The following is a 23,994-nucleotide window of genomic DNA, read 5'->3' as shown; positions in this document are numbered from 1 at the left end:
CGAATTCGACCGGCCCGGCTCATGAGAACTACGTCAGATCAGAACACGCCAGCGCGTCCGGATCGTCGGCCGCCTGGGGGACCCAGCGGACGTTCGCGAACGATGCCGAGAACGCCCCTTCCGTGTAGACGAGGAACGGGGTGTTGACGTTCTCGAAGTCGAGACCGTTGGTGAAGCAGGACACCGGGATCTTCACCGTCGACTTCCCGTCACCGGCCAGGCCGGTGAACAGGTTGGTCGCGACGACCTCGGCGAAGCACGGGTAGACGCAGTGGGCGCTGATGACGGTCCGAGCGGCGGGGGCCGAGTGGACGATCGTGTCGAAGACCAGCGCGGCGTCGGCGTTGAGGTAGCCGCGCAGGTCGCCGCCGCCCGCCGGGTTCTGGTAGTAGACCTGGCCAGGGCCGGTGCCGGTCCAGGTGACCTTCAGCGCGTCGCCCTGGACGTTCACGTCGGCGGGAACGGTGTTGATCTCCGCGTGGGAGGCGGCGCCGTCGGGGCCGATCTGGGTGCCGCCCCAGTTCTCGGGCGAGCCGATGAAGCTGCGGTAGGGGTCGATGTCGGTGCGGACGAAGATCTCCAGGTCCTCGGTCGCGGTGCCGCCTCCGCCGGTGGAGGTGCACGACGGGAACTCGTGGGAGGTCTCGTCGAGCTGGCCGACATTGGAGGGCTGGCCGTTCTTGAGGCCGTATCCGGCGGCGAAGAGCGGGTTGTCGGCGGGGGTAAGCGGCGACTGGCAGGCGCTCCTGGGCCAGGAGTAGGACAGTTTGCCGGTGAAGTCGTGGCGGCCGAACAGCACGTCGGCCACGCCGCCGCCCTCGGTGCCGGGCAGCCAGGAGGCCACGAAGGCGTCGGAGCGGTTGAGCTCCTTGTTGACGTAGAGGGGACGTCCGGCGACGTAGAGGGTCACCACGGGAGCGCCCTTGCCGGCCACCTTGTCGAGAACGGCCAGGTCACCGGGGTAGAGCTTGGCGGCTTCGAGCGTGCGGCGGGTCAGGTCGCCGACGCCCTCGGCGTAGGGGGTCTCGCCGATGACGGCGATGACGGCGTCGAACTGTGACGGGTCGACCCCGTCGGCGGTCTCGCTGAAGGTCACGTTGGCGGTGCCGAGGGCCTCGCGCAGGGCGGTCAGGATGCTGGTGCCGTCGGGGAAGTCGGCGTTGGTGTTGCCGGTGCCCTGCCAGGTCAGCGACCATCCGCCGGTCTGGTTCTGGAGGTTGTCGGCGCTCTTGCCGACCACCAGGACCTTGGAGTTGCGGGCCAGCGGGAGCACGTTGCCGTTGTTCTTCAGCAGCACCTGCGACTTGCGCACCGCCTCGCGGGCCAGCTTCTCGGCGTCGAGGCGCGACTCGTCTCCGGCGAGCACCCGGGCCGAGGGCTTGCGGCCGTCGAAGATGCCCGCGCGGTACTTCACGCGCAGGATGCGGGTCACCGCGTCGTCGATGCGGGACATCGCGATCTCACCCGACTCGACCTGGGCGATCGTGTTGGCGATGAACGCCTTCCACTCGTTGGGCACCATCACGATGTCCATGCCGGCGTTGATGGCCTGCGCGCAGCTCGCGTTGGTGCAGCCCGCCACCTGGCCGATGCCGTTCCAGTCGGACACGACCAGGCCGTCGAAGCCCATCTTGCCCTTGAGGATGTCGGTGATGGCCTTCTTGCTGCCGTGGAGCTTGCCCTCCTCGTTCCAGCTGTTGAAGGAGACCATCACCGACTGGGCGCCCGCGGCCAGTGCGCCGTAGTAGCCCTGGCCGTGGATGTTGATCATGTCGGCCTCGCTGGCCGTGTTCATGCCCTGGTCGGCGCCGTTGGTCGTGCCGCCGTCGCCGATGAAGTGCTTGGCCGTGGCGATCACGCCACGGTTGCCCATGCGGCGCCAACTGGAATCCTGGAGTCCCTGGACGGCCTCGTATCCGTAGGCGCGGGTGATGTTGGGGTCTTCGGCGTAGCCCTCGTACGTCCGGCCCCAGCGGTCGTCGCGGACGACGGCGAGGGTGGGGGCGAAGGCCCAGTCCTGGCCGGTCACGCGGAGCATCTCGGCGGTGGCCTCGCCGATCTTGCGGATCAGGCACGGGTCGGCGGCGGCGCCCAGGCCGATGTTGTGCGGGAAGATCGTCGAGCCGTAGACGTTGTTGTTGCCGTGGACGGCGTCGATGCCCCAGATCACGGGGATCTTCGTCCGAGTCGTCACGGACGCGTCGTAGTAGGCGTCGGCGAGGCCGAGCCAGTCGCCGACCGCGGCGTGCTTGTTCCCGCCGGGCCACGAGCCGCCGCCGTTCAGCACCGAGCCGATGGAGTACTGCTTCACCTCGGCCGGGGTGATCGCGTTGATCTCGGGCTGGGTCATCTGGCCGACCTTCTCGGCGAGGGTCATGTCGGCGACGAGCCGGGCGACCTTCCGCTCGATGGCCGGGTCTTTCTCGATCTTGCTCTCGACCTTGGGCCAGTCGCTGTAGGTCGGGAGGGTGTCCTCGATCTTCGCGCACCCGTTCTCGAGGGCGGGCGGCCCGGCGACCGGAGGCTCGGCGGCCGTCGCGGGCCCCGGTGAGGCGACGACGGCGCTTAACAGCAGGGACAAACCACTGAGGACGGCGAAGCGTCTCTTTCGCATGGAGGGCTGCACACGCCGAATCCTGACCGTGTTACTGGATCGAGTCAATACGTTCACAAGAGCGCTCTCTCGCATTGAAGGGCCAGTACAACGCCTTGATCAAGGTAACCACATGCCATGAATTAAGTCATTGGGAGAGCGTTCTCCAGCAGGTCGGGCTGACATCGGCATAAGTCCAGGGGCCCGATGGGCGTTTGGGACACGTGATGAACCTGTTATGTACGCCCATCTTCTGAAACCCGCCGGAAACGTTCTATCGTTCCGAGATAACGTTATCTCGACCGGTCCAACCAGGCCGTGAGAGGTCTTTTGCCTGCTCAGGCAGGGGCAGAAAGGCACCCCCCATGAGAACAACCCGAGGCATCCTGGCGGCGGCGGTCGCCGCTTCCCTTCTGACGGCGCTTCCCGCGAACGCGGCGGTCCCCACCGCCGACCAGCAGTGGGCCGAGATCCAGCAGATCGTCGGCGCCGTCAAGGGCCGCTGGACGACGCAGACCTACTCCGGCGCGGTCAGCCGCACCATGCCCGACACCGCCCTCCTCGGCAACGGCGACATCGGCGTGACCTCCGGCGGCAGCCAGGGGACCAAGACCTTCTACATCTCCAAGGGCGACTTCTGGACGGCGGCCGGCAGCCCCTCCCTGGTGGCCCTCGGCAACGTCTCCATCTCCGCCGACACCACGATCACGGCCACCAACCTGGCGCTGGGGTCGACCGCGACGTCGTCCAGCAGCCACCCGTCCTTCCCGCCGTCGCGCGCGGTGTCGGGGGCCTGGGCCTCCGGCTACGAGGGCTGGGTCTCCAACGTGGGCAAGCCGCAGTGGCTGCGCCTCGACCTGGGCTCGGCGAAGACCTTCCGCCGCTACATCCTCAAGCACGACCAGGCCGCCCGGCCGGGTGAGGGCGCCAACAACGGCAAGAACTGGACCGTCGAGACCAGCACCGACGGCCAGACCTGGACGACGATCGACACCGTCACCGGCAACACGGCCGCCACGAGCGACCGCACGTTCGCCCCGGTGACCGCCCGCTACGTGCGGCTCAACCTCACCGAGCCGACCCAGGGCACCACGGCCGACTCGATCAACAACCCCCGCGCCCGCGTCGGCGCCTTCGAGCTGTACGACCAGGAGGGCCCCACCCAGCCCACCGGCACCTTCCTGGAGGAGCAGAACGTCCTCAAGGGTGACGTCGACACGTCCATGCAGCTGGGCGGCGTGCCCGTCACGATGAAGACCTTCACCGGCGCCGACAGCAACGTGGTCGTCACCTCCATCACCTCGCAGGGCACCCAGCCGGTCAGGCTCCGCGCCCAGACCGTCGCCGGCACCCCCGACGCGCGCGGCGGCATGGTGCAGACCTCCGGCGTCCAGGGCGACACCCTGTGGGCCACCCGCCAGACCCCGGCGAGCACCCGCGGCGTCTCCCGGGCGTCCCTGGCCACCCGCGTCATCGGCGGCAACCCCACCGCCGCGAACGGCCGCATCGACTTCGAACTCGCCCCCGGCGAGACCGTCGACGTCGTGACCGCGGTCGCGGGCGGCGGCGTCAACCCGGCCGACCCCGGCCCGGCCGCTCTGGGTCTGGCCGGAGCGCAGACGGCGTCGTCGGTCGACCAGCTCTACACCGAGCACCTCGACTGGTGGAAGAACTACTGGCTGCGCTCCTACGTCGACCTCGACGACGACGTGCTGGAGCGCTTCTACTACAGCTCGCTGTACTTCCTCGGCTCCTCGCTGCGCGAGGGCAAGACCGCTTCGGGCCTGTACGGAATCTGGGCCACGACGGACTTCCCGCAGTGGGGCGGCGACTTCCACCTCAACTACAACTGGCAGGCCAACTACTACGGCGTCTACAGCTCCAACCGCCCGGAGCTGGCGCTCCCCTACTTCGACGCGGTCGACGCCTTCGTCCCTGAGGCCCGCCGCCGCGCGGCCGAGGACCTGCGCCGCGTGAAGCCCGACTACGTCGACGCCCGCTTCCCGAACGGCGGCGTGAAGAGCGGCCTGCTGTTCCCGGTCGGCATCAGCCCGTTCGGCACGGTCAGCGACGACAACTACCACAACCAGGTCGCCAACGCCCTGTTCACGGTGACCCAGCACATCGAGTACTGGAACTACACCCACGACGAAGAATGGCTCCGCGAGACCGGCTACCCCTTCATGAAGGAAGTCGCCGCGTTCTTCGAGAACTGGGTCGAGGAGGACCCCGCCACCGGCGCGCTGTCCTTCTGGGGCGGCCCGCACGAGATCACCTGGGCCAAGAACCCCGGCGCCGACCTCGGCATGCTGAAGCTCCTGCTCACCACGCTGGAGGACACCAGCACCACGCTGGGCGTCGACGCCGACCACCGCTGGGTGTGGGGCAAGATGCTCCGCAACCTCCCCGCGGCTCCGACGACGGTGTACCAGGGCAAGACCGTGTACGCCCTCGGTGAGCCCGGCACGGTCAGCGACAACCGCGCGATCCGCCCCGGCGACAACACCGTCAACCTGGAGTTCATCGCCCCCGGCCGCCAGATCGGCATCGGCTCCCCCGCTACCGAGCGCCAGACGGCGATCGACACGATCAACGCGATGAACTCGTGGGGCCAGGAGAACAGCTTCCCGAAGGTCTTCACCCAGGCCGCCCGCGTGGGCTACCCGGGCCAGACGATCATCGACCGCCTGAAGCAGCAGATCAACCAGCGTCAGGTGGCCAACCTGCGCATCGCCGACGGCAACCACGGCCTGGAGAAGGCGGGGGCCATCGAGGCCCTGAACAACATGCTCCTCCAGAGCTGGGACGGCCTCGTCCAGGTCTTCCCGGTCTGGCCCGCCGGCAAGAGCGGCGCCTTCCACAACCTCCGCGACGAGGGCGGCCTCCTGGTCAGCGCCTCGCGGACGGGTGACGCGGTGGAGTACATCACCGTGAAGAGCGAGCAGGGCGGCGTCTTCGAGATCAAGAACCCGTGGACCGGCACGAAGGTCAACGTCTCGGCCGACAACGGCACGGTGAGCAACGTGGGCGCCGGCAAGGCGACCCTGCGCATCAACGCAGTGAAGGGCGCGACGTACACCTTCACCCCGGCCCAGTAACCGACTGATCGAGAGAGCCCGGCGCAGCCGGCGCCGGGCTCTCTCGCGTATGAGAGGCCGCTCATCCAGGGCTCATGGGTCGCTCACTCCCGGCCTCGAAGCTCTTCTCAGGCGGGCGGAATGCCCGGTTCAGCTGGGGAGGGGTTCCTGTGAACGCGAAGGTTCTGCTGGGTGGGGTCGTGCTGGGTGCGGTTCTCGGTGGGGTCGGGCTGGTGGCGCCGGCCGCCGCCGAGGAGAGGTCGTGCCGGAAGAGCATGCGGGCCGTCACCGTCGACAATCTGCGGGTGCCGTCGGGGGCCACGTGCACGCTGTCCGGGACGAAGGTCAAGGGGACGCTCAAGGTCGAACGCGGTGCCACACTCATCGCGCGGGGGATCAAGGTCGAAGAGAACGTGCAGGCGGAGAACGCCAAGGCCGTCAGTGTGCTCGCCGGATCCCACGTCAAGGGGAGCATCCAGGTCAAGCAGGGTGGGGCGGCGACCGTCACGTCGTCGCGGGTCGACTCGGACATCCAGCTCGACGCCAACCGGCGCTACCTGAAGGTCAACTCGAACCGGGTGGGTGGGTCGATCCAGGTCGTGGGCAACAAGGGCGGGGCGCAGATCAACCGGAACACGATGAAGGGCAACCTTCAGTGCAAGGAGAACTCGCCGCGGCCGACCGGCAACGCGAACAGGGCCGGCGGCAACAAGGAAGACCAGTGCCGCCGCTTCTAGTCAGTAGTCCCTGAGGCGGAACGACGTGTGCACCCGCGCCCCGACGCTCGACGCGGTCAGCAGCCGGACCACGGGGCCCGGGAGGCGGTCGAGCAGGCGGGTTCCGCACATCAGGGTGCGCACGGCCCGGTCGCTTTCTGGGACCAGGCGCCGGGCCGCGCCGACCGCGAAGGTTCTGCTTCTCTGTACGTATTGCGCCAGCTCCCCCTCGTAAGAGGCGAAGGCGTGGGTGGGGTCGGGGAAGCGGGAGAGTTCACCGGCCAGCACGTAGGCGCCGACCATGGCCAGGCTGGTGCTGCCGCCCACGGCGGGGCCGGGGCAGTATCCGGCGTCGCCGACCAGGGTCACTCTGCCCTTCGACCAGGTGTCCATCCGTAACTGGGTGACCGCGTCGAAGTAGAACGCGGGGGTGGTGTCGAGGCGGTCGAGCAGCCACGGCACCTCGTGGCCGAGGCCCGCGTAGTGGTCGCGGACGAGCTGTTTCTGCCGGGTGACGTCGCGGTGGTGGTAGTCGAGCGGGGCCGGAGTGCGGAAGAGGAACAGGCCCCGCTGGTTGGCGGGGTCGTGGTAGATCGCGGCCATCCGGTTCACGTCGACGACGCCGTCGACGCGGCCGGGCGGGCCGGGGTGGTCGGTCAGGGTCATCACCGCGATGTAGGCGCCGATCCACGTCGACCGCTCGGGGCCGAAGACCAGCCCGCGCACGTTGGAGTGCAGGCCGTCGGCGCCGATGACCAGGTCGAACTCCTCGGGAGCGCGGCGGTCGAAGGCGACCGTACGGCCGTGGATGGCGGAGATCGAGTCGCCGAAGACGTAGTCGACGTGGTCGCGGCCCGCTTCGTACAGGATCTCGCTGAGGTCGTCGCGCATGATCTCGACGTGGTCGGCGGTCAGGCGGTCGACGCGGATCTCGGCCGGGCGGGGGTCGCCGGGGCGGCGGAACGACAGCAGTTCGACGTGGGTGCGGCGGTCCCTGATCCGGTCGAGGACGCCGGTGCGGCGGGCGATCTCCACCGCCGGGCTGAACAGGTCGACCGCGTGGCCACCGGCTTTGCGTAGCTCGGGGGCCTTCTCCACGACGGTGACCGCATGGCCGTACCGGGACAGCCAATAGGCGGTGAGCGGCCCCGCCACGCTGGCGCCGGAGATGAGGATGCGCATCGGAAAGCTCCTTACTGAACGGAAGGTAAGTTGCTTACCTAACGGATGGTAAGTCAGGCTGAGTTCCATGGCGAGGCCGACCGACACCCGCGACCGCATCCTGGCCACCGCCAGGGAGCTCTTCCTCGAAAAGGGAGTGCGCGACACCAGCCTGCAGCACATCGCCGACCGGCTCGGGATCACGAAACCGGCGCTCTACTACCACTTCGCCTCGCGCGGCGACCTGCTGCGCACGATCGTCCTGCCGCTGTTCGACGAGCTCGAAGCCTTCCTGGACGACCAGGCCGGAGCCCCTGCCGAGGAGCTGCTGGCGGCCTATTTCGACCTGGCCTGGCGGCGGCGCGACGTGCTGGTGACGATCCTGTCCGACCTGGCCGTGCTGCACGAACTCGACCTGATCGCCCGCATGCTGGGCGTCCGCGACGGGCTCACCACGCTTCTGGTGGGGGCCGGACCGCCGCTCGACGCGCGGGTGCGGGCCACGGTCGCGGTCGGCGGGCTGTCCGACACGGTGGTGCGGTTCGCGCAGGAGCCCTACGAGCAGGTCAAAGCCGCTGCGGTCGGGGCGGCGGTCAGGGCGCTGCGGGGCTGACCTTTCGCCAGACCGAGACGTGCTGAGTGCTCTCGGCGGTGAACGGGGTCTTCGCCCAGTCGGCCCAGCGGTGTTCCAGGCGCATCCCCGCCAGGCGGGCCATCAGGTCGAGTTCCGAGGGCCAGACGTACCGGAAGGGGATGCTCCGGAACGTCGCCTCGCCCTCGCCGGTCGCCTCGACGTAGTTGCTGCTCATGGCCTGGGTCGCCACGTCGTACACGTCATAGGCGATGCCGTCGGCGGCGACCCGGAACGGGATCGCCGTCTGGCCGGGTGGGAGCAGGCGCAGGACCGGCACCCCGACCTCGACCACGAACGCGCCGCCAGGGGGCAGGTGGGCGGCGGCGTTGCGGAAGCAGTCGACCTGGGCGTCCTGCGTGGTCAGGTTCATGATCGTGTTGTAGACGAGGTAGACGAGCGCGAACTCGCCCTCGACGCGGGTGGTGGCGAAGTCGCCGAAGACCACGGGCAGGTCGCCGCCGGGTTTGTCCCGCATCCTGGCCACCATGGCGTGCGAGAGGTCGATGCCGTGGACGTCCACGCCCCGCGCGGCCAGGGGAAGCGCGATGCGGCCGGTGCCGATCGCGAACTCCAGCGCCCTGCCCTCTCCGGCCAGGTCGGCCAGGACGTCGGCGGTGCGGCCGACCGTCTCGGCCTGGAACATCGGGTCGGCGGGGTCGTCGTAGCGGGCGGCGACCTCGTCGCCGAAGTGGTCGTCCATGACTACAACAGTGCCACCACGACGGCGTCGCCGTTCTTGGCGCAGCGGGAGAAGAAGTCCCACAGGTTGGCGTAGTGGTGACGGTAGTAGGGCTCGTCGTCGGTGCCCGGATAGACGTCGGCCATGGCCGCGCCGTCGTAGGTGAGCACGCCCGGGAGTGATTCGGCAGCGATCTGGACCTGTTCCGGGGACAGGTAGCGCGGCTGGCCGTAGGCGAAGTCGTGGCCCGACTCCAGGGGCGTGCCGCCGAAGATGACGTTGACCGGGAGGTCGCCGAGCAGGTGGGCGAGGCCGTCCCAGGACTTGTCGATGTCGAGGGCGCGTTCGACGTCCTCCATCAGCTCGTCGATCCGCTGGGGCCACCGCAGGAGTGTCTCGATCTCCTCGGGCCGCACGTTGAGGTACTGGCACGTGATTCCCATGAGGTCCATGCTCCCGGACGTAGGCTCGCCGAATGGGACGAATCGAAAACGCCAGGACACTGTACGAGCAGGCCGTCTTCGCCGGGACCGAGGGCGCCCTCGACACGGCCGACCTGGAGCTCGACGGCGTGGAGGCCGATCTCATGCTCGCCCGGGGGCGCGTCACCCACGCCCGCTTCCTGAACGGCGAGGGGCCCGGCGACGTCACCGCGTTCGAGCGCGCCGCGGATCTCTACAGCTCTCTGGGTGATGTACGCGGCGAGGCCGAGGCGGTCTTCTGGATCGGCATCTTCCACCAGGTCGTCGGCCATGAGGACGACGTGGCCCTCCCGTTCTTCGAACGCGCCCGCGACCTGGCGACCGGGTGCGGCGACCTGATGACGCTGGCGTACACGCTGCGGCATCTCGCCTTCGCCTCCAAGGGCACCCCGGCCGCAAGAGAGCTCCTGGAGGAGTCGACCCGGCTGCGGCGGGAGCTGGGTTTCCTGCCGGGGGTGGCGGCGAACCTGGTCGGGCTCGCCTACGTGGCGCGCGACGAGGGCCGCGACGACGACGCGGCCGCGCTGATCGCGGAGGCGCGCGAGGTGGCGGAGAAGGCGGGCGCGCGCAAGGTCGTGGAGTGGGCCGAGGAGTTCACCGCATGACGGTTGTCACGGGTGGTCGGTGTTGACGGCTTCTGGTGGCGAAGCGGGGATCCGCTGAACCTGGTCGCATGACGACATCAGCGAATCTCCACGATCGGGACGCCCTTCTGAAGTTCGCCCGCCTGACCTCCGACTCCTGGTCCGACAGCTCGGTCGGGGCCCGTTTCGCGCAGGACCCCCGCGCCACGCTCGCCGAATACGGCGTGATCGTTCCCGCCGGAATGCCCATCCCGCCGCTCCTCGCCCGCCCCACCGACGCGTGCGCCGTCGAGGCACTCGAGAACGCCGCCTCGCCGGACCCGTTCTGCATCGCGACGATCTACTCCATCGGTTCCAGCGGCACCTACGCGTAGATCCGGACGCCCTCGCTCTCTCCGTCGGACAGGAAGGACGCGAGGGCCCGCCCCTCCTCGGCGACCTCGTCGCGTTCCGGCCCGGAGAAGGGGCGCAGCGGGGTGACGGCCACGGTGCCGGCGTCGACGGTCCAGGTCGCGGCGACGCGGCCGTCGACCAGGACGACGCGGATTCCGGCGACCGACACGTTCCGGTGGGCGTCGTCGACGATCCGGCTCCGGTCGTCGTAGCCGAGGAGGGCGTTGTCGAACGCGGGGAGGAAGCGGACCGGGGCGGGGGTGCCGGGGTCGGGGCGCGGGGCGTCGGGCAGGTCGAGGAGTTCCCGGCCACGCGCGTCGCGGAAGGAGACCAGCTCACCGCGTACGGCGGCGACGGCCTTCGGCAGTCCGGCGAGGCCGCACCAGGCGCGGAGGTCGGCGGTGGCGGCGGGGCCGTAGGCGGCCAGATAGCGGCGGACCAGGGTTTCACCGACCGGGTCCGAGCCGTTCGGAGCGGGTGGGGCGGGGTCGCGGCCCAGCCAGAGGGCGATCGGGACGTTGCGGACTCCCCCTTTGGTCCGCCACACGCCACGGGGCGGGATCTGGGCCATCGGGACCAGGGCGGAGATCATCATCTCCCCCAGCGCGCGGGGTTCCGCCGACGGCCAGCGGACGGCCATCGCGCGGGTGAGTTCGGCCATCGAGCGTGGTTCGCCGTCGGCCAGCAGGGTGCGGGCGGCCTGGGCCAGCTCGTCGAGGTCGACGTCGGCGAGGTCCTGGCGGTAGACGCCGAGGACCTTCTGCCGGAGCATGCCGTCGTGCCTGGTCCGCCAGGCGAGGACGTCGTCTGCCGTGAGCAGGTGGACGGTGCGGCGCATCAGATGGGTGCGCACGACGCCCCGGCGTACCAGCAGGTCGGAGAGCGTCGCCGGGTCGAAGGCGCGCAGCCGCGACCAGAGCCCGATGAACGGCTCCTGCGGTTCCTGCGCCTGGAGTCCGCACAGGTGGGCGACGGCGTCGTGGACCGGGAGGTCTGCGCGGTCGAGCAGCAACTGGCGGGCGAGCGTCGCCCGGTTGAGGGCCCGGGTGTCGAGAACGGTCACCTTCTGACGATGTCACCTATTGCGGCCGGAATCTGTCCTCTTCTCTCTCTGGCAGCCACTACATTACACTTGTAATGGAGGTGGAGATGAGAGAACGGTTGCTGCCCGACGCGCGCCGCACCGCGGTCGCCGATGCGGTCGGGAGGCTGCTGATGCGCGGTCACGGCACGTTTCCCGGCATGCGGGAGATCGCCGCGGAGGCGGGGGTGACGACCGGGGCGCTGCAGCATCACTTCAGCACCAAAGAGGAGATGCTGCTGTTCGCGCTGGAGCACCACTGCCGTCGGTGCGCCGACCGGCTCCGGGCCCGGTCGGATGAGGGTGCCCTGTCGCCGCGTCAGATGTTGTCGGCGATCGTGACGGAGCTGCTTCCGCTCGACGAGGAGCGCGCCGCCGAGGCGAGTGTGGCCAAGGCGTTCGTGTCACGGGCCACGACCGATCCGGAGTTCGCCGCGCACTACCGGGCGCAGCGCACGATCCTGCTCGACCTGCTCCGCGAGCAGTTCGAGCGCGTCGGGACGCCGCAGGCCGCGACGGCCGCCGTGATCCTGGCGCAGGTCATCGACGGGATGCGCACCGACTGCCTGCTCCTCGGGCCGGACGCCGTCGACGTCGGCGCCGTTCTCGACCGGCTCCTCCCTCCCTCGTAGCTCCTCGAACCACCGGGACACCGCAATGAGAACCGTCGAGTTCAGCACCACCACGACCCTGCCCGCCCCCGCCGACGTGGTCTTCGACCACCTGGCCGATCCGAGCAACCATCTCGGCCTGTCTCCGGTCAGCGTCGAGGTCCGGGACATCCGCCGGGGCCCCCACGAGGCCCGTTACACGGTGGTCGAGCTGTTCAAGTTCGGGCCGCTGAGCCGCCGCAACGTCATCGACGTGACCCTGCGGCTGGGAGACGGCGTCATCACCGGCGACGTGGTCAGCCCCGGCGGCGTCCGCATCGAGTGGGGGTACCGCTTCGTACCGGTGCCGGGCGGGACCGACCTGGTCGACCACTACCGGCTGTCGGCGCCCTTCGGGCTGCTGCGGTTCTCCATGAGCCAGGCCAAGAAGGTGCAGGTGGCACGGGGTCAGGAGCTGGTACGCCGGTTCCAGGCCTGAAAACGGCGGTGCCGCGCCCGCAGGAGAGGCGGGCGCGGCACCGATTCCGGATCTACAGGGATTCGTTGCGGGTGAAGTGGAACAGGGCGGTGTGCGACGCGGCGGCGCCCTCCCCGGTGTCGACGTGGAGCGTCAGGCACTGGTCGAGGTAGGACTTCGGAGTGCGCCAGACCACCTGGTAACCGCCGTTGCCCAGTATCTGGAGCTGGTCGGCGCCCTCGGCGGGCGTCCGTTCCTGGCTCGTGGGCAGGCCGGTCTGGCAGTCCAGGGCGCTGACGGTCAGCGCGGCCGTGGTGAGGCCGTTGACCGGGGCGCCGAAGGCGTCGGTCAGGCGCCACTTGATCTGGATGCCCTGGCCGGCCTTGGCCTTGTTGACCACGCCGTCGTTCTTGACGGGGGCGGCGAAGCCGGTGAAGACGTACACCACCGAGTAGGTCGCCGTCACCGGCGGGGTGACGTTGCCTTCGTTGTCCTTCGCCCCGGCGCAGGTGGCGGTGTAGACGCCCACCCCGGCAGGGGTTCCGCCGGTCAGGGTCAGGGTGGCCTGGGTGGCCACGCCGGAGCCCCGGTCGACGGTGACGCACTTGGCCGCGGGCACGGCGTGCAGGCGGTAGGTTGCGCCACCGGTCACGCCGGTGACGTTGACCTCCGGGCCGGCCGCGTCAGGGCCGGTCCACTTCACCGCGAGGGTCTTCTCGGTGCCTTCGGCGAGGGCGCGGCCTCCATGGTCCTGGAGCAAACCATCGACCACGACCTTGACCTCGCCGGTCCGCTTCTCGCCGGTGAAGCGGAACGCCATGGCCAGCGTGTCCGACTTCGGAGAGATGGCCGTCCACTGGCCGCCCACGGGTGCGCCGTCGGTGGTGGTGACGGTGAGGGCGCCCGAGAGTGCCTGGGCCAGCTTGATCGGCTGGGTCATGGTGACGGTGAGGCCCTCGCCGTCGGCCTCGATCGTGGAGACCTCGGCCAGGTCGGCGCGGAGCAGGCTGACGTTGACGTCGGTGTGCGGGGGCAGGACCTTCAGGGCCTTGGACTCGGCCGGCAGGTAGCCCTTCTTGGTGTAGACGACCTTCCACCAGCCTTCGGGCACGTCCCAGCCGTAGCGGCCCTCGTCGTCGGTGATCTGCGGGTTCAGGTCGCCGTAGACGGAGGCGTCGTACACCTGCCAGGGGCCCTCGGGGGCGGACGCGCGCATCAGGGTCGCGGTGACACCGGCCACCCGGCGCTCGTCGAGGCCCTCGTATAGGTAGCCCGACGGGTCGAAGCGGTAGTCGATGTCGGCGTCCGGGTAGGAGCGGCGCGGATCGGGATAGATGTCCTGGTTGTCCCAGTCACACCTCGGGTCGCTGTTGATCTGCCGCTGGAGCGCCTCGATGTCGTTGTTCAGCGGGATCTCCAGCGACTTGCCGATGCCCCAGGTCACCGCCCAGAGCGCGACGGTGCCGATGCCGAAGGTCGCCGGGGCGAGCACCAGGCCCGCGGCGGCGGAGACCCCGTTGTAGACGTCGAGCGCGATGGCCCGCGTCAACAGCCGGTCGAGCGCCTGGCGGTAGACGTCGCTCCTGACCTCGTTCATGCACCGGTTGGCCTGGTCGAGCAGCTTGTTGAGCTCGGAGTACTTCTCGAAGCCGGTGGCCGCCGAGTAGAGGGCGTCGGCGTTGCTGATGCGGAAGAACTGGTCGGAGAAGATGAACCGGGCCGGTCCGCTGATGAATCCGGCGGCGCTCAGCGACCTGACCAGCTTGGAGTTCGGCGACTGCTTCGCGAGCTCACCGAGGTCGACGATCGCCGCCACCTCGCTGTTGTAGCGCCCGGTCGCGGCGATCGCGTCGGGGTCGCTCCCCGACAGGACCGGCGCGTAGACGGGCACACCCGAGGCGCGCGAGGCCGCGTCCCCGTCGGCGTCCGGCTCATAGTCGGACAGCGGCTGGACGGTCAGCTTGAAGCGTCCCTGCGCCTCCGGGCCCAGCTTCGGCACGGGGACGGTGAACTCCTGGCTGACGGTGTCGCCCTCGATCACCGGCTCCTCGACGACCGCGGCCTGCGGGTCGAACAGCGCGTCGCCGGGGTCGGGCGCCGGGGGGATCGGCAGCGCCGGCCGGTCCTGCTTCGGCGCGTAGGTGATGGTCAGGTCGCCGACCTCGGTGGCCTTCGTCCTGGTCGTCACGCTGTAGACGTTCTCCTGGCCCGCCACGGGGGTGAGGGTCAGGTCGATCGCCCCGAGCCAGGCGTGCGGGCCGCTGACCGGGCCGCTGAACTCGGCCCGGACGGTGACGTCGTTGGCCGGGTTCCACACCCAGGGGAACCGCGCCACGCCTTCGGTCGGGTGGAAGGTCCTGGTCACGCCCTTCTGGGACATGATCACCGTCTCCAGCACGCTGGCGAACGGGTCGACGGTCACGGTCACCGGCTCGGACGTGAGCCCGGCGGCGGAGGCCCGCAGGGTGTGCCGGACCGCTTCCGCTCCGGCGCCGAGGTCCACGATCGCGTTCCACCGGCCACCGTCACCGGCGTCGGCCTCCGCGACCACGGTGTCGCCGTCGCGGACGACGACGTGGGCACCGGCGGGCGCCAGGCCCGAAGCGGTGAACCGCCCGGTCTTGCTGGAGGCCGGGGCCAGCAGCGAGACCATCCCCACCCGGATCCCGGCCGATCCCAGCTGTTCGGTGAGCTCGCCGGACGACACCGACAGGGAGAACGGGAGGTCTCCCCCGGTGGTCTGCGGCACCCGGACGTACACGTCGACGGTTCGGGCCCGCGCGGCCGGGAGCGGGATCACGACGGCGTTCGCCTCGCGGGTGAACGCCACCGGCTTCCCGTCCCGCAGCACCGCGTCGTCGGGAACGGTGACGCCCGGGGGAAGCGCCAGCCGGGTGCTGCCGCTCAGCGAGGAGTTCAGGTATTCGATGTCGGCGCGCAGGTGGGCAAGCCCGCCGGGCAGCACGGCGTCGGTGACGGCGTCGAAGCCGCTGCGCTCGCCGCGGATGAGCGTGAGCGGCGGGGCGAGCCGCAGGTCGCCCAGGTTGAGCTCCTCGCCCGCCGCGACGGTCACGACCCGGTTGATCGAACCGCTGAGCGTGTCCTTGCAGGCGATCACGGAGAGCACGTACGTGCCCGCGGCCGGCGCGGAGACCCGCAGCTGCGAATCGGAGAAGTTCGAGGTCGCCGTGGTGTCCTTGCCGTCGATCCGGGCGCAGGTGCGGCCGATGTGCGGGGTGCCGTCGGGGTTGAGGATGCGCGCGACGATCCTGGAGGTCTCGTGGATCTCCACGGTCACCGGGATGTCGGCCGCGTCCCCCGCGACGACGTCGGCGCACGCCTTGGTCAGGCCCCGGTAGGCGCCATCGACGCAGAAGGTCACCGTGGTGCCCGGGGGCACGTCGATCGGCACCTCGTTCTGCCAGACGAAGATCCGCTTGCCGCCGGCCAGGACCTCGGGCTTGAACGGGCCGCCCGTCTCGGTGTCGAAGGTCTGCTCGGTACGCTCACCGTCGATCGAGACCGTGATCAGCTTGGGCCGTACGACATAGCCGGACACGTCGGGGAAGACCAGGTCGACCGGGCCGGTGCCGGCCTCGACCTCGGCCGTCGTCTGCTGGGCGCGGGTGGCCGACACGACGGTCTTGGTGCCGCCGCCGAACACCTGGGCCGACCAGGTGCCGTCGGCGGCCGACTCGGCGCGCGTGGGCACGCCGACGCCGCCGACCGTCTGCCGCACCGTGACCGCCGCGCGGAGCGGGCGGCCGTCGGCGTCCTTGACGGTGCCGTGCACGGTCACCTTGGGCAGCGCCTCGGCGGTCACCGCGACCGCGTTGTCGCCGGGCACCAGGGTCACCGTCTTGTCGGGCACGGCGGCCAGGCCGTAGGTGGCGAGGGTCTGCGCGGGCACGGTGATCTTGGCGGTGACGTCGGTGGCCGCATCCAGCGTGCCGAACGTCACCCGCCCGTCCCCGTCGGTACGGCCCGACTGCGGACCGGTCCGGGTGGTGAGCACGACCGGAACCCCGGCCAGCACCACGTTGCCCGCCCGGCGCAGCGACAGGGTGAGCTCCGCGGGGGCGTGCGGCGCGACGGTCACGTCCACCGCCTGGCCGGAGGCGACGGGGACGGTCTTCGGCGGGGTGCCGTCGAGGCCGTCGGAGCGCCGGGTGGTGATGGTGTGGTCGGCGGCCGGGACGACCGGCACGTTGAGGGTGCCGTTGGCCTTGAGCTGGGTCACGTAGCCCGTGCGGGTGGTGTCGCTCCATACCTGGAGGCGGACCCCGTCGGGCTCCCCGCCGGGAACGGTGACGCCGACCCTGACCAGTCCGCCGACCGTGGCGGGCAGGCCGGTGACCGGCCGGGACACCGAGTGCCCGGCGCCGTCGGCGATCTTGACGGTGCCCGAGACGATCTCGGTGACGCCCTCGGGCAGCGGCCAGGAGCCCCGGTAGCGTCCGGCGGGCTCCTCCTTCAGCTCCACGGTCACCGGCTTGGCCGGGTCGTCGGCGGTGCGCACGACGAGATCGGCTGAGGCGGTGAATCCGGGGGCGCCGACCAGCGCGAACGTGGCCTCGCGGCCCAGGGCGAGCACGGTCGAACCGGCGACCTTGGGCAGGTTGGCGGCCGTCTCGGTGACGGTCATCGTGTCGATGCGCACCTGCGCGTCCTTGGTCAGGCGGATCTGCTCGGCGCCGCGCAGCACGGCGATCGCGTAGGTGTACTCGGTGTCGGCGGCGACCTTCACATCGTCATAGGTGGTGACGTCGGGAGCCAGGTCGGCCAGTTTCACACCGTCGCGCAACACCCGGTAGCCGGTCGCGGCGGCTGCTTCCCAGGTCAGCCGCACCCGCGCGCCGGGGCCGGACACCGCGGAGAGCGGCGCCTCACCCGGGGGCACGTCACCTTGCAGGGTGACGCTCTTGGTCAGCGGGGCCGAGGCGCGGCCGTCGGCGTCCCTGGCGACGACGGCGAGGTCGACGGTCGAGCCCGCGGTGAGGCCGGTCAGTACGGTCTGGGTGGTGGTGACCGTGGTGACCTTCGTGCCGTTGACGCTGACGTCGTAGGTCCGCGCGGTGGCGCTCGCGGCGGGCCAGGAGAGGTTCACGCTGGTCGTGCCCGGTTCGGCGGTCAGCGCGGCGCCTTCCGGCCAGGTGGGCGCGGGGGCGTCGGCGGGGACGGCCCGGTAGAGGTGGGAGGGCCGCGGCTCGTCCGTGCGCGGCTCGGTGAAGGCGGTGCTCCTGGACATGAAGGCCAGGCCGTTCGTGCTCATCGCGTACGAGTTCACGAAGTCGGGGAAGATCGTCTGCTCGCCGAGGACGGGGTCGGCGATGCGGCCGTCCAGGCCGGGGCTGGCCAGCACGGGCGCCTTGCCCGCCTGGGCAGGCTGCGTCCACAGGGCGCCCGAGCGGCGGAAGGCGACGCTGCCGCCGTCGGCGCTGATCCGGGCGGCGGCGGGCAGGTCATCCCCGCCGAAGTCGCCATCGCCGGAAACGTACGGCGCCTTGGCCGAGGCGTCCAGCGTCACGTCGGCCGACGGGCCGGTGACGAGGTCGGCCACGACCACGCCGGCGCCCAGACCGCCGAAAGCGGTGTGGCGGCCCGACTGGTCGAGGTTGGGGAGCCAGGCCCGGTGCTGGGGCTGGGTCAGTGCGCGCTCGCCGGGCAGCCGGTCGCCCGAGTCGGCGTCGAAGCGCAGCAGCACCCGCTGGGCGCCGTTCAGCACGTTGACCGCCAGGACCTTCCCGTCACCGGACAGCGCGAAGTTCTCCACGTTGGGCCGCTCGCCCACGAGGTCCTCGGGGCGGACGACGTGCGTCACCGGCGCGGCGTCGGCGGGCAGCGTGACCAGCAGCACGCCCTTCGGCGAGCCGATGTGGTCGTATTCGGGCAGCGGCAGCGAGATCCCCACGGCCAGCCGCTTGCCGTCGGCGCTCATGGCCAGGCCCCTGAGCGTGTGGTGCGACACCGGAATGCCGAGGTCGGGGACCTGCACCCAGGTGGTGGCACCGGTGAGCCGGTCCCGTACGAAGATCGCCTGCCGCAGGAAGGGGTCGGCGCTCGCCGGGAGCCGCAGGTCGGCCGCGTCGGTGCCGTCGGCCAGGAAGGCGACCGTCCGCCCGTCGCCGCTGATCGCGATGTCCGTCGCCTGCCGCACGGTCTGGTCTTCGAGGTCGAGGCCGACGACCTCCTCACCGCCGTCGCGCAGGTCGGTGGCGACCAGGACCGGTGGATCGTCCCCTCGTGGCGACAGATGTAACGCCGTCTCACCGTCGGCCGACAGCTCGATCTCTCCGACGTTCATTTCGAGGTCGGGCACCTCGGTCACGCGGTCGACCCGGTAGGCCCTGGGCAGCGGGTCGGCGGGCTGCGCCGCTTGAGCCGCCTGCGGCACCATTCCGAGCTGGACGACCACGCTGGCCACCAGCGTCATCGCGAGAAGTGGCAGAGTACGAAAGGGCTTTCGCACGGGAATCTCCTTTAATTGGCGATCACCGGGACGATGTCAACCAGCCCTTGGTGCGGATTTGGACGCCACTTGGCGTCCTCTAGAGGCCCGTCCCTAGGATGCCGTGATGATCGACTTCGACGCACTGCGCACCGGCGGCTCCTGGCGGCTCACCTGGTCGGGCGACCGGCTCGACGAGGCCGTCTTCCGGCTGGAACCCGGCGCGGCACAACCGGAGTCCTCGCTGATCGAGGCGCTGCTCACCGACCCGGCCTCGGCCGGGCTGAGCCGCTTGGAGCTGCATCTCACCGACGTCCATCTCTCCGCGACCGCCGCCGCGCGAGCGCTGGCCACTTGGAAGCGGGAACGGCTGACCAGCCTGTACTTCGGCCACGACTTCACCTACCTCTACGAGCACTTCACCACCTCGTCCGGGGAGAAGTTCGACCCGCTGAGCCGCCTGCACGAGGGCTTCGCCGACGACACGAGCCACCGCCTGTGGGACGCGCTACCGGCGCTCCAAGAGCTGACCGCCGAGGGCGGGCTGCTGTTCGACGACATCGACGGCGACGCGATGCCCGCCCTCACCGACCTGCGGCTGCGCGGCGCGGTGCTCGCCGAGGGCGCCGTCTTCCCCCGGCGGGCCCCCGGCGTCGTCACGCTCGCTCTGGAGACCGGCCATGACATCTTCGGCTCCGTGTGTCCCGTCGAGCAGCTCGAAGAACTCACCCCCGGCGGCTATCCCGCCCTGCGCCACCTCGACCTGGGCCTCGCCGAGTTCGACGCCGACGACCTCGACATCCTCGAAACGCTGGCGGCGTCCCCGGTCCTCCCGCAGCTGGAGACCCTGGAGGCCAGGAACCTGCTGGTCGACGACGTGGCGGCGCTGACCAGGCTGGCCCCCGCCTTCGCCCACCTGTCCCTTTCCGTGTACGGGGACCTCGACGACGCCGCGGCCGATGTGCTGGGCGTCCAGGCTTAGAGGGATTTCGCCAGGTGGCCGAGGGTCTCGGCCAGCTCGGTGCGGCCGGTCAGGAGGCGGTCGCCCACGTGCCGGAGGATGTCGCGCTGCTCTGCGTCGTACAGGCCGACCAGTTCCGCGGCGATCTGGGGCGGGAGACCGCCGTCCACCATCGCGGCGGCCCAGCCGGGCTGTGGGATCGTGACGACTTGGAGCGGCCGGCCGAGGATCGCCGACAGCTCCTCCGCCACTTGGCGTTCGGTGTAGGACGGTCCGTCGAGGTCGACGGTCTCGGAGGCGCCGCCGGGGGCGAGGAGCAGGTCGGCGACGGTGTCACCGATGTCCCGGGTCGCGACCATCGGCGTCGGCACGTCGGCCGACTCGGCGAAGACCGGGTAGACGCCCGCCTGCACGGCGCCGAGGAGCAGTTCGGCCTTCTCCTGGAAGTGGGTCGCGCGGAGCGCGGTGACCCGGGTGCCGGTCGCGCGCAGCGCGTTCTCCAAGTGGTGCAGCCAGCGGATCGGCCCGGTGCCGTCGGCCAGGTCGGCGCCGATCGACGACAGCACCACCACGTGGGGCACCCCGCTCTCCCGCACCGCGTCGGCGATCGCGTCGGCCGTCGCGCGGTGGGCGGCGTCCGGATCGGCCGCGGCCATGTCGGTCGGCAGCAGCACGAACGCCCCCGCGCAGCCGCGGAACGCCGCCGCCAGCGCCTCCGGGTCGCCGAGATCGGCCACGGCCACCTCGGGCCAGCCGTCGCCCTTGGCGGGGTCGCGGACGACCGCCCGCACCGGCGCTCCCCGGCGCAGCAGCTCCCGCGCCGCCGCCCCACCCACATGGCCGGTCACTCCCGTGATCGCGTACATCGGAACCTCCGTGTTGTCTTTGTCGGTACGACCAAGTACACGCGGATTGAGTGAGACGATCCATGTTCGTTCCGCTTGAATCCATGTCCGTTCGTCTAACCTGAAGATGTGGACCCCTTAGCCGACCTCCTCCAGGGCGTACGCGCCCACAGCGCGGCCTTCTGCAAGGCGATCCTCCAGCCGCCGTGGGCCCTGCGCATCGCCGACGGCGCCAGGCTCGCCCTCGCCTCCGCCCTGCGCGGGCACGCCTGGATCGTCCCCGACCACGGCGAGCCGGTGCTGCTCAACACCGGTGACGTCGCCATCGTCAAGGGCCCCGCCCCCTACACCGTCGGCGACGACCCGACGACCGCACCCGACATCGTCGTCGGTCCGGGCAACCGGCTGACGACACTCGACGGCGTCGACGTCACCGAGGGCCTGCGCCTCGCGCCCAACACCAGCGGGGTCTCCCCCGACGGGTCGACGACCGTGGCGAGCGGCACCTACCAGGTCGACGGCGAGATCGGCGACCGGCTGCTGAACGCGCTCCCGGAGATCGTGGTGGTGCGCCGGTCCGACCTGCCGTCCCCGATCATGGACCTGCTCGCGGAGGAGGTCAGCGGCGAGGGTCCGGGCCAGCAGATCGTCCTCGACCGCCTCCTCGACCTGGCGCTGATCGCGACCCTGCGCGCCTGGTTCGCCCGCCCCGAGGCGCGGGCGCCGGGCTGGTACAGGGCGCAGAGCGACCCGCTGATCGGCCCCGCGCTGCGCCTGATCCACGACGCGCCGGCCCATCCGTGGACGGTCGCCTCGATGGCCGGGAAGGTGGGCGCCTCCCGGGCGACCTTCGCCCGCCGCTTCGCCGACCTCGTGGGCGAGCCGCCTCTGACCTACCTGACCGGCTGGCGCATCACCCTGGCCGCCGACCTGCTCCGCCGCTCCGACAGCACGATCGACTCGGTGGCCCGCCAGGTCGGCTACGCCAACGCGTTCGCGCTGAGCGTCGCCTTCAAACGCGTCCGCGGCGTCTCCCCCAGCCATCACCGTCAACAGAGGGTTGACGATCCAGGAGGCGTCAACCTACTGTTGACGCATGAGTGATTCCTCTCCAGTGGTCCGGCTGGACGATCTCATCGCCGGGATCAAGTCCGCCAACCCCAACGTGCTCGAACAGCTCTCCGGCGCCGTGCTCATGGCCGAGCACATGAGCGACGTCGCCGACAGCCTCATCGGCCACTTCGTCGACCAGGCCCGCAAGTCGGGCGCCTCCTGGACCGACATCGGCCGCAGCATGGGCGTCACCAAACAGGCCGCCCAGAAGCGGTTCGTCCCCAAGCTCGACGACCCGCAGCAGCAGTTCTCCCGCTTCACGATGCGCGCCAAGCAGGCCATCTTCGAGGCCCAGCGCATCGCGAAGGAGTCGGGCCACCCCGAGGCGGGCCAGAACCACCTGCTCGCCGCCATCCTCCTCGACGCCGACGGGCTGGCGACGCGCGCCGTGGTCAACCTCGGCGTCGACCTCGCCGCCGCCCGGGACGCCGCGACCGCCGCCCTGCCCGAAACCGCCGAGGCGCTGACCGCCAACAGCGAACTCGGCGAGGACAACAAGCGCCTCCTGGAACTCACGTTCAACGAGGCCCTGCGCATGGGCCACAACTACATCGGCACCGAACACATGGTCCTCGCCCTCCTCCAGGTCGAGAACCCGGTGCTCGGCGACCTCGGGGTGACCAAGGAACGCTTCGAGGAGGCGGTGACCGCCTTCCTCAGAGGCTTCACGGGAAAGTGACGCCGTCGAGGTCGGGCGCCTGATCCGTCCACCCCGACCTGGTGAGCGCCGACCACTGCCGCAGCCGCTCCTCCCCCTTCGGCCCGACGAGGGTCCGGATGGCGAGCAGCCCCGCGGAGTCCTCGTCGAACATGACCTGGGTCACCTCACATCCGGCGTCGTGGCAGGAGGACTCGGCGACCACGGTCGCCGGGCGGCCGAGCGGGTCGGTCATCCGCCCGAGCGCCTGCACACCGGGCATGTCGGCCAGCATGCGGAACAGTCCGGCGCGCGCACCGGCACTCGCGGGCAGATACATGAGGATGTCGGAAGCCTGGGCGAACACGGCCTCGTCGGATCCGTCGGTCCATCCGCCCAGGGTGTCCCGCAGGTCGCCGGGGTCGGTGGGCAGATCCTGGAGATCGGCGGCGGAGACGGCCCCGCCGTTCTCCACGGGCCAGACGGAACCCCCCAGAGTGTGGATGCCAGCCTTGATCTCGAAGGCCTGAGGTCCGGCCTCATGAGTCCCCGACCAGCGCCTTCCCTGGGGACAGATCCACGCGAACCCATGGGGACGGGGGTTGGGCACCCGCATCCAGGTGCGCACCATCCACCAGCTGCGGTCCTGGGGCCGGCCGGCCGCCCAGACCTCATGCCGGCAGACGCCGACCCCTCCCACCTGCCAGTTCTCGCTTTTGGCATACCAGTAGCGGCCGTTCCCCGGCGGTGACTTCTCGGCCGTCTCGGCGGCGGCCATCAGGACCGCCCGTGCCGGGCCCGGCTCGGGACGATCCGGCACCAGCACCACTGTGGCCGCCGCGACGGCGAAGAGGGCCACCGCCAGTGGCCACCGCCGGGCCCTCGCCCGGGGAGCGGTGAACTCCGGAATCCGTCCGGGGTCGAGCGCGGCCGGGCGGGCCTCGGTCAGCAGTTTCAGCACGTCCGTCATCGCACCCGCTCCTTCGGTAGCGCCTTCTCCAGGCGTCGGCGTGCCCGGTGGAGTTTCACGAAGTAGGTCGCCGTGGTGCAGCCGAGCACCTCGGCGGCCTCCGCCGGTGTCAGCCCCTGCCACGCCACCAGTGTCAGCAGCTCACGGTCGCCGTCGCTCAGGCCGGCGAGCCCGCGCAGCACCGCCGCGCGTTCGGTCACCCCGTCGGCGACGTCCTCCTCGGCGCGCACCCAGCGCGCCATCTCCTCTTCCAGCGCCCTGCGGCGCACCTCTTCCCGGTACGTCTCCCGCACCACGTTCCGCGCCACCCCCAGCAGCCAAGGGAGCGGCCGGTCGGGTAACCGGTCGAACTTCCGCCACGCCACCAGGAAGGTCTCGTGCGCGACCTCCTCGGCCAGGCCGCGCCCGACCCTGGTCACGGCGTAGGCGTGCACCCGTGGATAGAGCCCCTCGTAGAGTTCGGTGAACCGCCCCTCGGGGTCGGCCATGTGTCCTCCTTCGCCTGCCTGCACAGGGAAGCGAGTGATCCGGCCGTCTTCTTACGCGAGCGGG

At 70.7% G+C, this 23,994-nt stretch carries 19 protein-coding genes; 10 read left to right on the top strand and 9 right to left on the bottom strand.

All coding sequences use genetic code 11. The annotated features are described in order from the left end of the window. Nucleotides 1–28: 28 nt before the first annotated feature. Nucleotides 29–2,614 carry a glycoside hydrolase family 3 N-terminal domain-containing protein gene (locus ACYQ78_RS29860; protein ID WP_459804285.1) on the bottom strand — a complete coding sequence of 862 codons (2,586 nt, stop codon included), beginning with the start codon at nucleotides 2,612–2,614 and terminating at the stop codon, nucleotides 29–31. A gap of 344 nt (nucleotides 2,615–2,958) precedes the next feature. On the opposite strand from ACYQ78_RS29860, the gene ACYQ78_RS29855 reads away from it, so the two are divergent. After that, nucleotides 2,959–5,691, top strand: coding sequence for a discoidin domain-containing protein (locus ACYQ78_RS29855; protein ID WP_459804284.1), 2,733 nt, complete (start codon nucleotides 2,959–2,961; stop codon nucleotides 5,689–5,691). Between the two features lie 149 nt (nucleotides 5,692–5,840). Next, nucleotides 5,841–6,407, top strand: coding sequence for a hypothetical protein (locus ACYQ78_RS29850; RefSeq protein ID WP_459804283.1), 567 nt, complete (start codon nucleotides 5,841–5,843; stop codon nucleotides 6,405–6,407). Here the strand turns inward: ACYQ78_RS29850 and ACYQ78_RS29845 are convergent, their stop codons facing one another. Then, nucleotides 6,408–7,568, bottom strand: a complete 1,161-nt coding sequence (locus ACYQ78_RS29845; protein ID WP_459804282.1) for an FAD-dependent monooxygenase — start codon at nucleotides 7,566–7,568, stop codon at nucleotides 6,408–6,410. 67 nt (nucleotides 7,569–7,635) lie between these two features. On the opposite strand from ACYQ78_RS29845, the gene ACYQ78_RS29840 reads away from it, so the two are divergent. Then, nucleotides 7,636–8,160: a TetR/AcrR family transcriptional regulator gene (locus ACYQ78_RS29840; protein WP_459804281.1), complete on the top strand. Its 525-nt coding sequence runs from the start codon at nucleotides 7,636–7,638 to the stop codon at nucleotides 8,158–8,160. On the opposite strand, the gene ACYQ78_RS29835 is transcribed toward ACYQ78_RS29840, so the two are convergent. Then, a complete protein-coding gene (locus ACYQ78_RS29835) occupies nucleotides 8,141–8,881 on the bottom strand; it encodes a class I SAM-dependent DNA methyltransferase (RefSeq protein ID WP_459804280.1) in 741 nt (246 codons plus the stop codon). The two genes, ACYQ78_RS29840 and ACYQ78_RS29835, sit on opposite strands and share 20 nt — an antisense overlap. Before the next feature lie 2 nt (nucleotides 8,882–8,883). Continuing rightward, nucleotides 8,884–9,303, bottom strand: a complete 420-nt coding sequence (locus ACYQ78_RS29830; RefSeq protein ID WP_459804279.1) for a YfbM family protein — start codon at nucleotides 9,301–9,303, stop codon at nucleotides 8,884–8,886. A gap of 32 nt (nucleotides 9,304–9,335) precedes the next feature. On the opposite strand from ACYQ78_RS29830, the gene ACYQ78_RS29825 reads away from it, so the two are divergent. Together ACYQ78_RS29825 and ACYQ78_RS29820 are read left to right on the top strand one after the other, a co-directional pair. Beyond that, nucleotides 9,336–9,947, top strand: a complete 612-nt coding sequence (locus tag ACYQ78_RS29825; protein ID WP_459804278.1) for a hypothetical protein — start codon at nucleotides 9,336–9,338, stop codon at nucleotides 9,945–9,947. Between the two features lie 68 nt (nucleotides 9,948–10,015). Continuing rightward, nucleotides 10,016–10,300: a hypothetical protein gene (locus ACYQ78_RS29820; RefSeq protein ID WP_459804277.1), complete on the top strand. Its 285-nt coding sequence runs from the start codon at nucleotides 10,016–10,018 to the stop codon at nucleotides 10,298–10,300. Here ACYQ78_RS29820 and ACYQ78_RS29815 read toward each other — a convergent pair. Beyond that, nucleotides 10,291–11,382 carry a winged helix DNA-binding domain-containing protein gene (locus ACYQ78_RS29815; RefSeq protein ID WP_459804276.1) on the bottom strand — a complete coding sequence of 364 codons (1,092 nt, stop codon included), beginning with the start codon at nucleotides 11,380–11,382 and terminating at the stop codon, nucleotides 10,291–10,293. The two genes, ACYQ78_RS29820 and ACYQ78_RS29815, sit on opposite strands and share 10 nt — an antisense overlap. 86 nt (nucleotides 11,383–11,468) lie before the next feature. Between ACYQ78_RS29815 and ACYQ78_RS29810 the strand changes: the two genes are divergently transcribed. Both ACYQ78_RS29810 and ACYQ78_RS29805 read left to right on the top strand, forming a co-directional pair. Continuing rightward, nucleotides 11,469–12,032, top strand: coding sequence for a TetR/AcrR family transcriptional regulator (locus ACYQ78_RS29810; RefSeq protein WP_459804275.1), 564 nt, complete (start codon nucleotides 11,469–11,471; stop codon nucleotides 12,030–12,032). Nucleotides 12,033–12,057: 25 nt separating this feature from the next. Next, nucleotides 12,058–12,489 carry an SRPBCC family protein gene (locus tag ACYQ78_RS29805; protein ID WP_459804274.1) on the top strand — a complete coding sequence of 144 codons (432 nt, stop codon included), beginning with the start codon at nucleotides 12,058–12,060 and terminating at the stop codon, nucleotides 12,487–12,489. 52 nt (nucleotides 12,490–12,541) lie between these two features. Here ACYQ78_RS29805 and ACYQ78_RS29800 read toward each other — a convergent pair whose 3' ends face one another. Continuing rightward, nucleotides 12,542–18,937: a PxKF domain-containing protein gene (locus ACYQ78_RS29800; protein ID WP_459804273.1), complete on the bottom strand. Its 6,396-nt coding sequence runs from the start codon at nucleotides 18,935–18,937 to the stop codon at nucleotides 12,542–12,544. 106 nt (nucleotides 18,938–19,043) lie between these two features. Here ACYQ78_RS29800 and ACYQ78_RS29795 point away from each other — a divergent pair, with 106 nt between their 5' ends. After that, nucleotides 19,044–19,898 carry a hypothetical protein gene (locus ACYQ78_RS29795; protein ID WP_459804272.1) on the top strand — a complete coding sequence of 285 codons (855 nt, stop codon included), beginning with the start codon at nucleotides 19,044–19,046 and terminating at the stop codon, nucleotides 19,896–19,898. Here ACYQ78_RS29795 and ACYQ78_RS29790 read toward each other — a convergent pair. Further along, nucleotides 19,895–20,743, bottom strand: coding sequence for an NAD(P)H-binding protein (locus tag ACYQ78_RS29790; RefSeq protein WP_459804271.1), 849 nt, complete (start codon nucleotides 20,741–20,743; stop codon nucleotides 19,895–19,897). The two genes, ACYQ78_RS29795 and ACYQ78_RS29790, sit on opposite strands and share 4 nt — an antisense overlap. A gap of 108 nt (nucleotides 20,744–20,851) precedes the next feature. Between ACYQ78_RS29790 and ACYQ78_RS29785 the strand changes: the two genes are divergently transcribed. Both ACYQ78_RS29785 and ACYQ78_RS29780 read left to right on the top strand, forming a co-directional pair. Beyond that, nucleotides 20,852–21,826, top strand: coding sequence for an AraC family transcriptional regulator (locus tag ACYQ78_RS29785; protein ID WP_459804270.1), 975 nt, complete (start codon nucleotides 20,852–20,854; stop codon nucleotides 21,824–21,826). Then, nucleotides 21,819–22,514 carry a Clp protease N-terminal domain-containing protein gene (locus tag ACYQ78_RS29780; protein WP_459804269.1) on the top strand — a complete coding sequence of 232 codons (696 nt, stop codon included), beginning with the start codon at nucleotides 21,819–21,821 and terminating at the stop codon, nucleotides 22,512–22,514. The genes ACYQ78_RS29785 and ACYQ78_RS29780 overlap by 8 nt, the downstream gene beginning before the upstream one ends. Here ACYQ78_RS29780 and ACYQ78_RS29775 read toward each other — a convergent pair. Beyond that, entirely contained in the window at nucleotides 22,501–23,442 is a 942-nt protein-coding gene (locus ACYQ78_RS29775; RefSeq protein WP_459804268.1) for a CU044_5270 family protein, read from the bottom strand. The genes ACYQ78_RS29780 and ACYQ78_RS29775 overlap by 14 nt on opposite strands. After that, entirely contained in the window at nucleotides 23,439–23,930 is a 492-nt protein-coding gene (locus ACYQ78_RS29770; protein ID WP_459804267.1) for an RNA polymerase sigma factor, read from the bottom strand. The genes ACYQ78_RS29775 and ACYQ78_RS29770 overlap by 4 nt, the downstream gene beginning before the upstream one ends. Between the last annotated feature and the right edge of the window lie 64 nt (nucleotides 23,931–23,994).

This window comes from Herbidospora sp. RD11066, from assembly GCF_054661255.1.
Note: the sequence above shows the minus strand (reverse complement) of the source record. Positions and strands in the feature narration are given on the sequence as shown.

Coding starts and splice junctions, on each gene's coding strand:
- ACYQ78_RS29855 (WP_459804284.1), top strand. CDS start 2,959: ATGAGAACAACCCGAGGCATCCTGGCGGCGGCGGTCGCCGCTTCCCTT.
- ACYQ78_RS29780 (WP_459804269.1), top strand. CDS start 21,819: ATGAGTGATTCCTCTCCAGTGGTCCGGCTGGACGATCTCATCGCCGGG.
- ACYQ78_RS29830 (WP_459804279.1), bottom strand. CDS start 9,303: ATGGGAATCACGTGCCAGTACCTCAACGTGCGGCCCGAGGAGATCGAG.
- ACYQ78_RS29845 (WP_459804282.1), bottom strand. CDS start 7,568: ATGCGCATCCTCATCTCCGGCGCCAGCGTGGCGGGGCCGCTCACCGCC.
- ACYQ78_RS29775 (WP_459804268.1), bottom strand. CDS start 23,442: ATGACGGACGTGCTGAAACTGCTGACCGAGGCCCGCCCGGCCGCGCTC.
- ACYQ78_RS29810 (WP_459804275.1), top strand. CDS start 11,469: ATGAGAGAACGGTTGCTGCCCGACGCGCGCCGCACCGCGGTCGCCGAT.
- ACYQ78_RS29770 (WP_459804267.1), bottom strand. CDS start 23,930: ATGGCCGACCCCGAGGGGCGGTTCACCGAACTCTACGAGGGGCTCTAT.
- ACYQ78_RS29825 (WP_459804278.1), top strand. CDS start 9,336: ATGGGACGAATCGAAAACGCCAGGACACTGTACGAGCAGGCCGTCTTC.
- ACYQ78_RS29790 (WP_459804271.1), bottom strand. CDS start 20,743: ATGTACGCGATCACGGGAGTGACCGGCCATGTGGGTGGGGCGGCGGCG.
- ACYQ78_RS29840 (WP_459804281.1), top strand. CDS start 7,636: ATGGCGAGGCCGACCGACACCCGCGACCGCATCCTGGCCACCGCCAGG.
- ACYQ78_RS29835 (WP_459804280.1), bottom strand. CDS start 8,881: ATGGACGACCACTTCGGCGACGAGGTCGCCGCCCGCTACGACGACCCC.
- ACYQ78_RS29860 (WP_459804285.1), bottom strand. CDS start 2,614: ATGCGAAAGAGACGCTTCGCCGTCCTCAGTGGTTTGTCCCTGCTGTTA.
- ACYQ78_RS29805 (WP_459804274.1), top strand. CDS start 12,058: ATGAGAACCGTCGAGTTCAGCACCACCACGACCCTGCCCGCCCCCGCC.
- ACYQ78_RS29820 (WP_459804277.1), top strand. CDS start 10,016: ATGACGACATCAGCGAATCTCCACGATCGGGACGCCCTTCTGAAGTTC.
- ACYQ78_RS29795 (WP_459804272.1), top strand. CDS start 19,044: ATGATCGACTTCGACGCACTGCGCACCGGCGGCTCCTGGCGGCTCACC.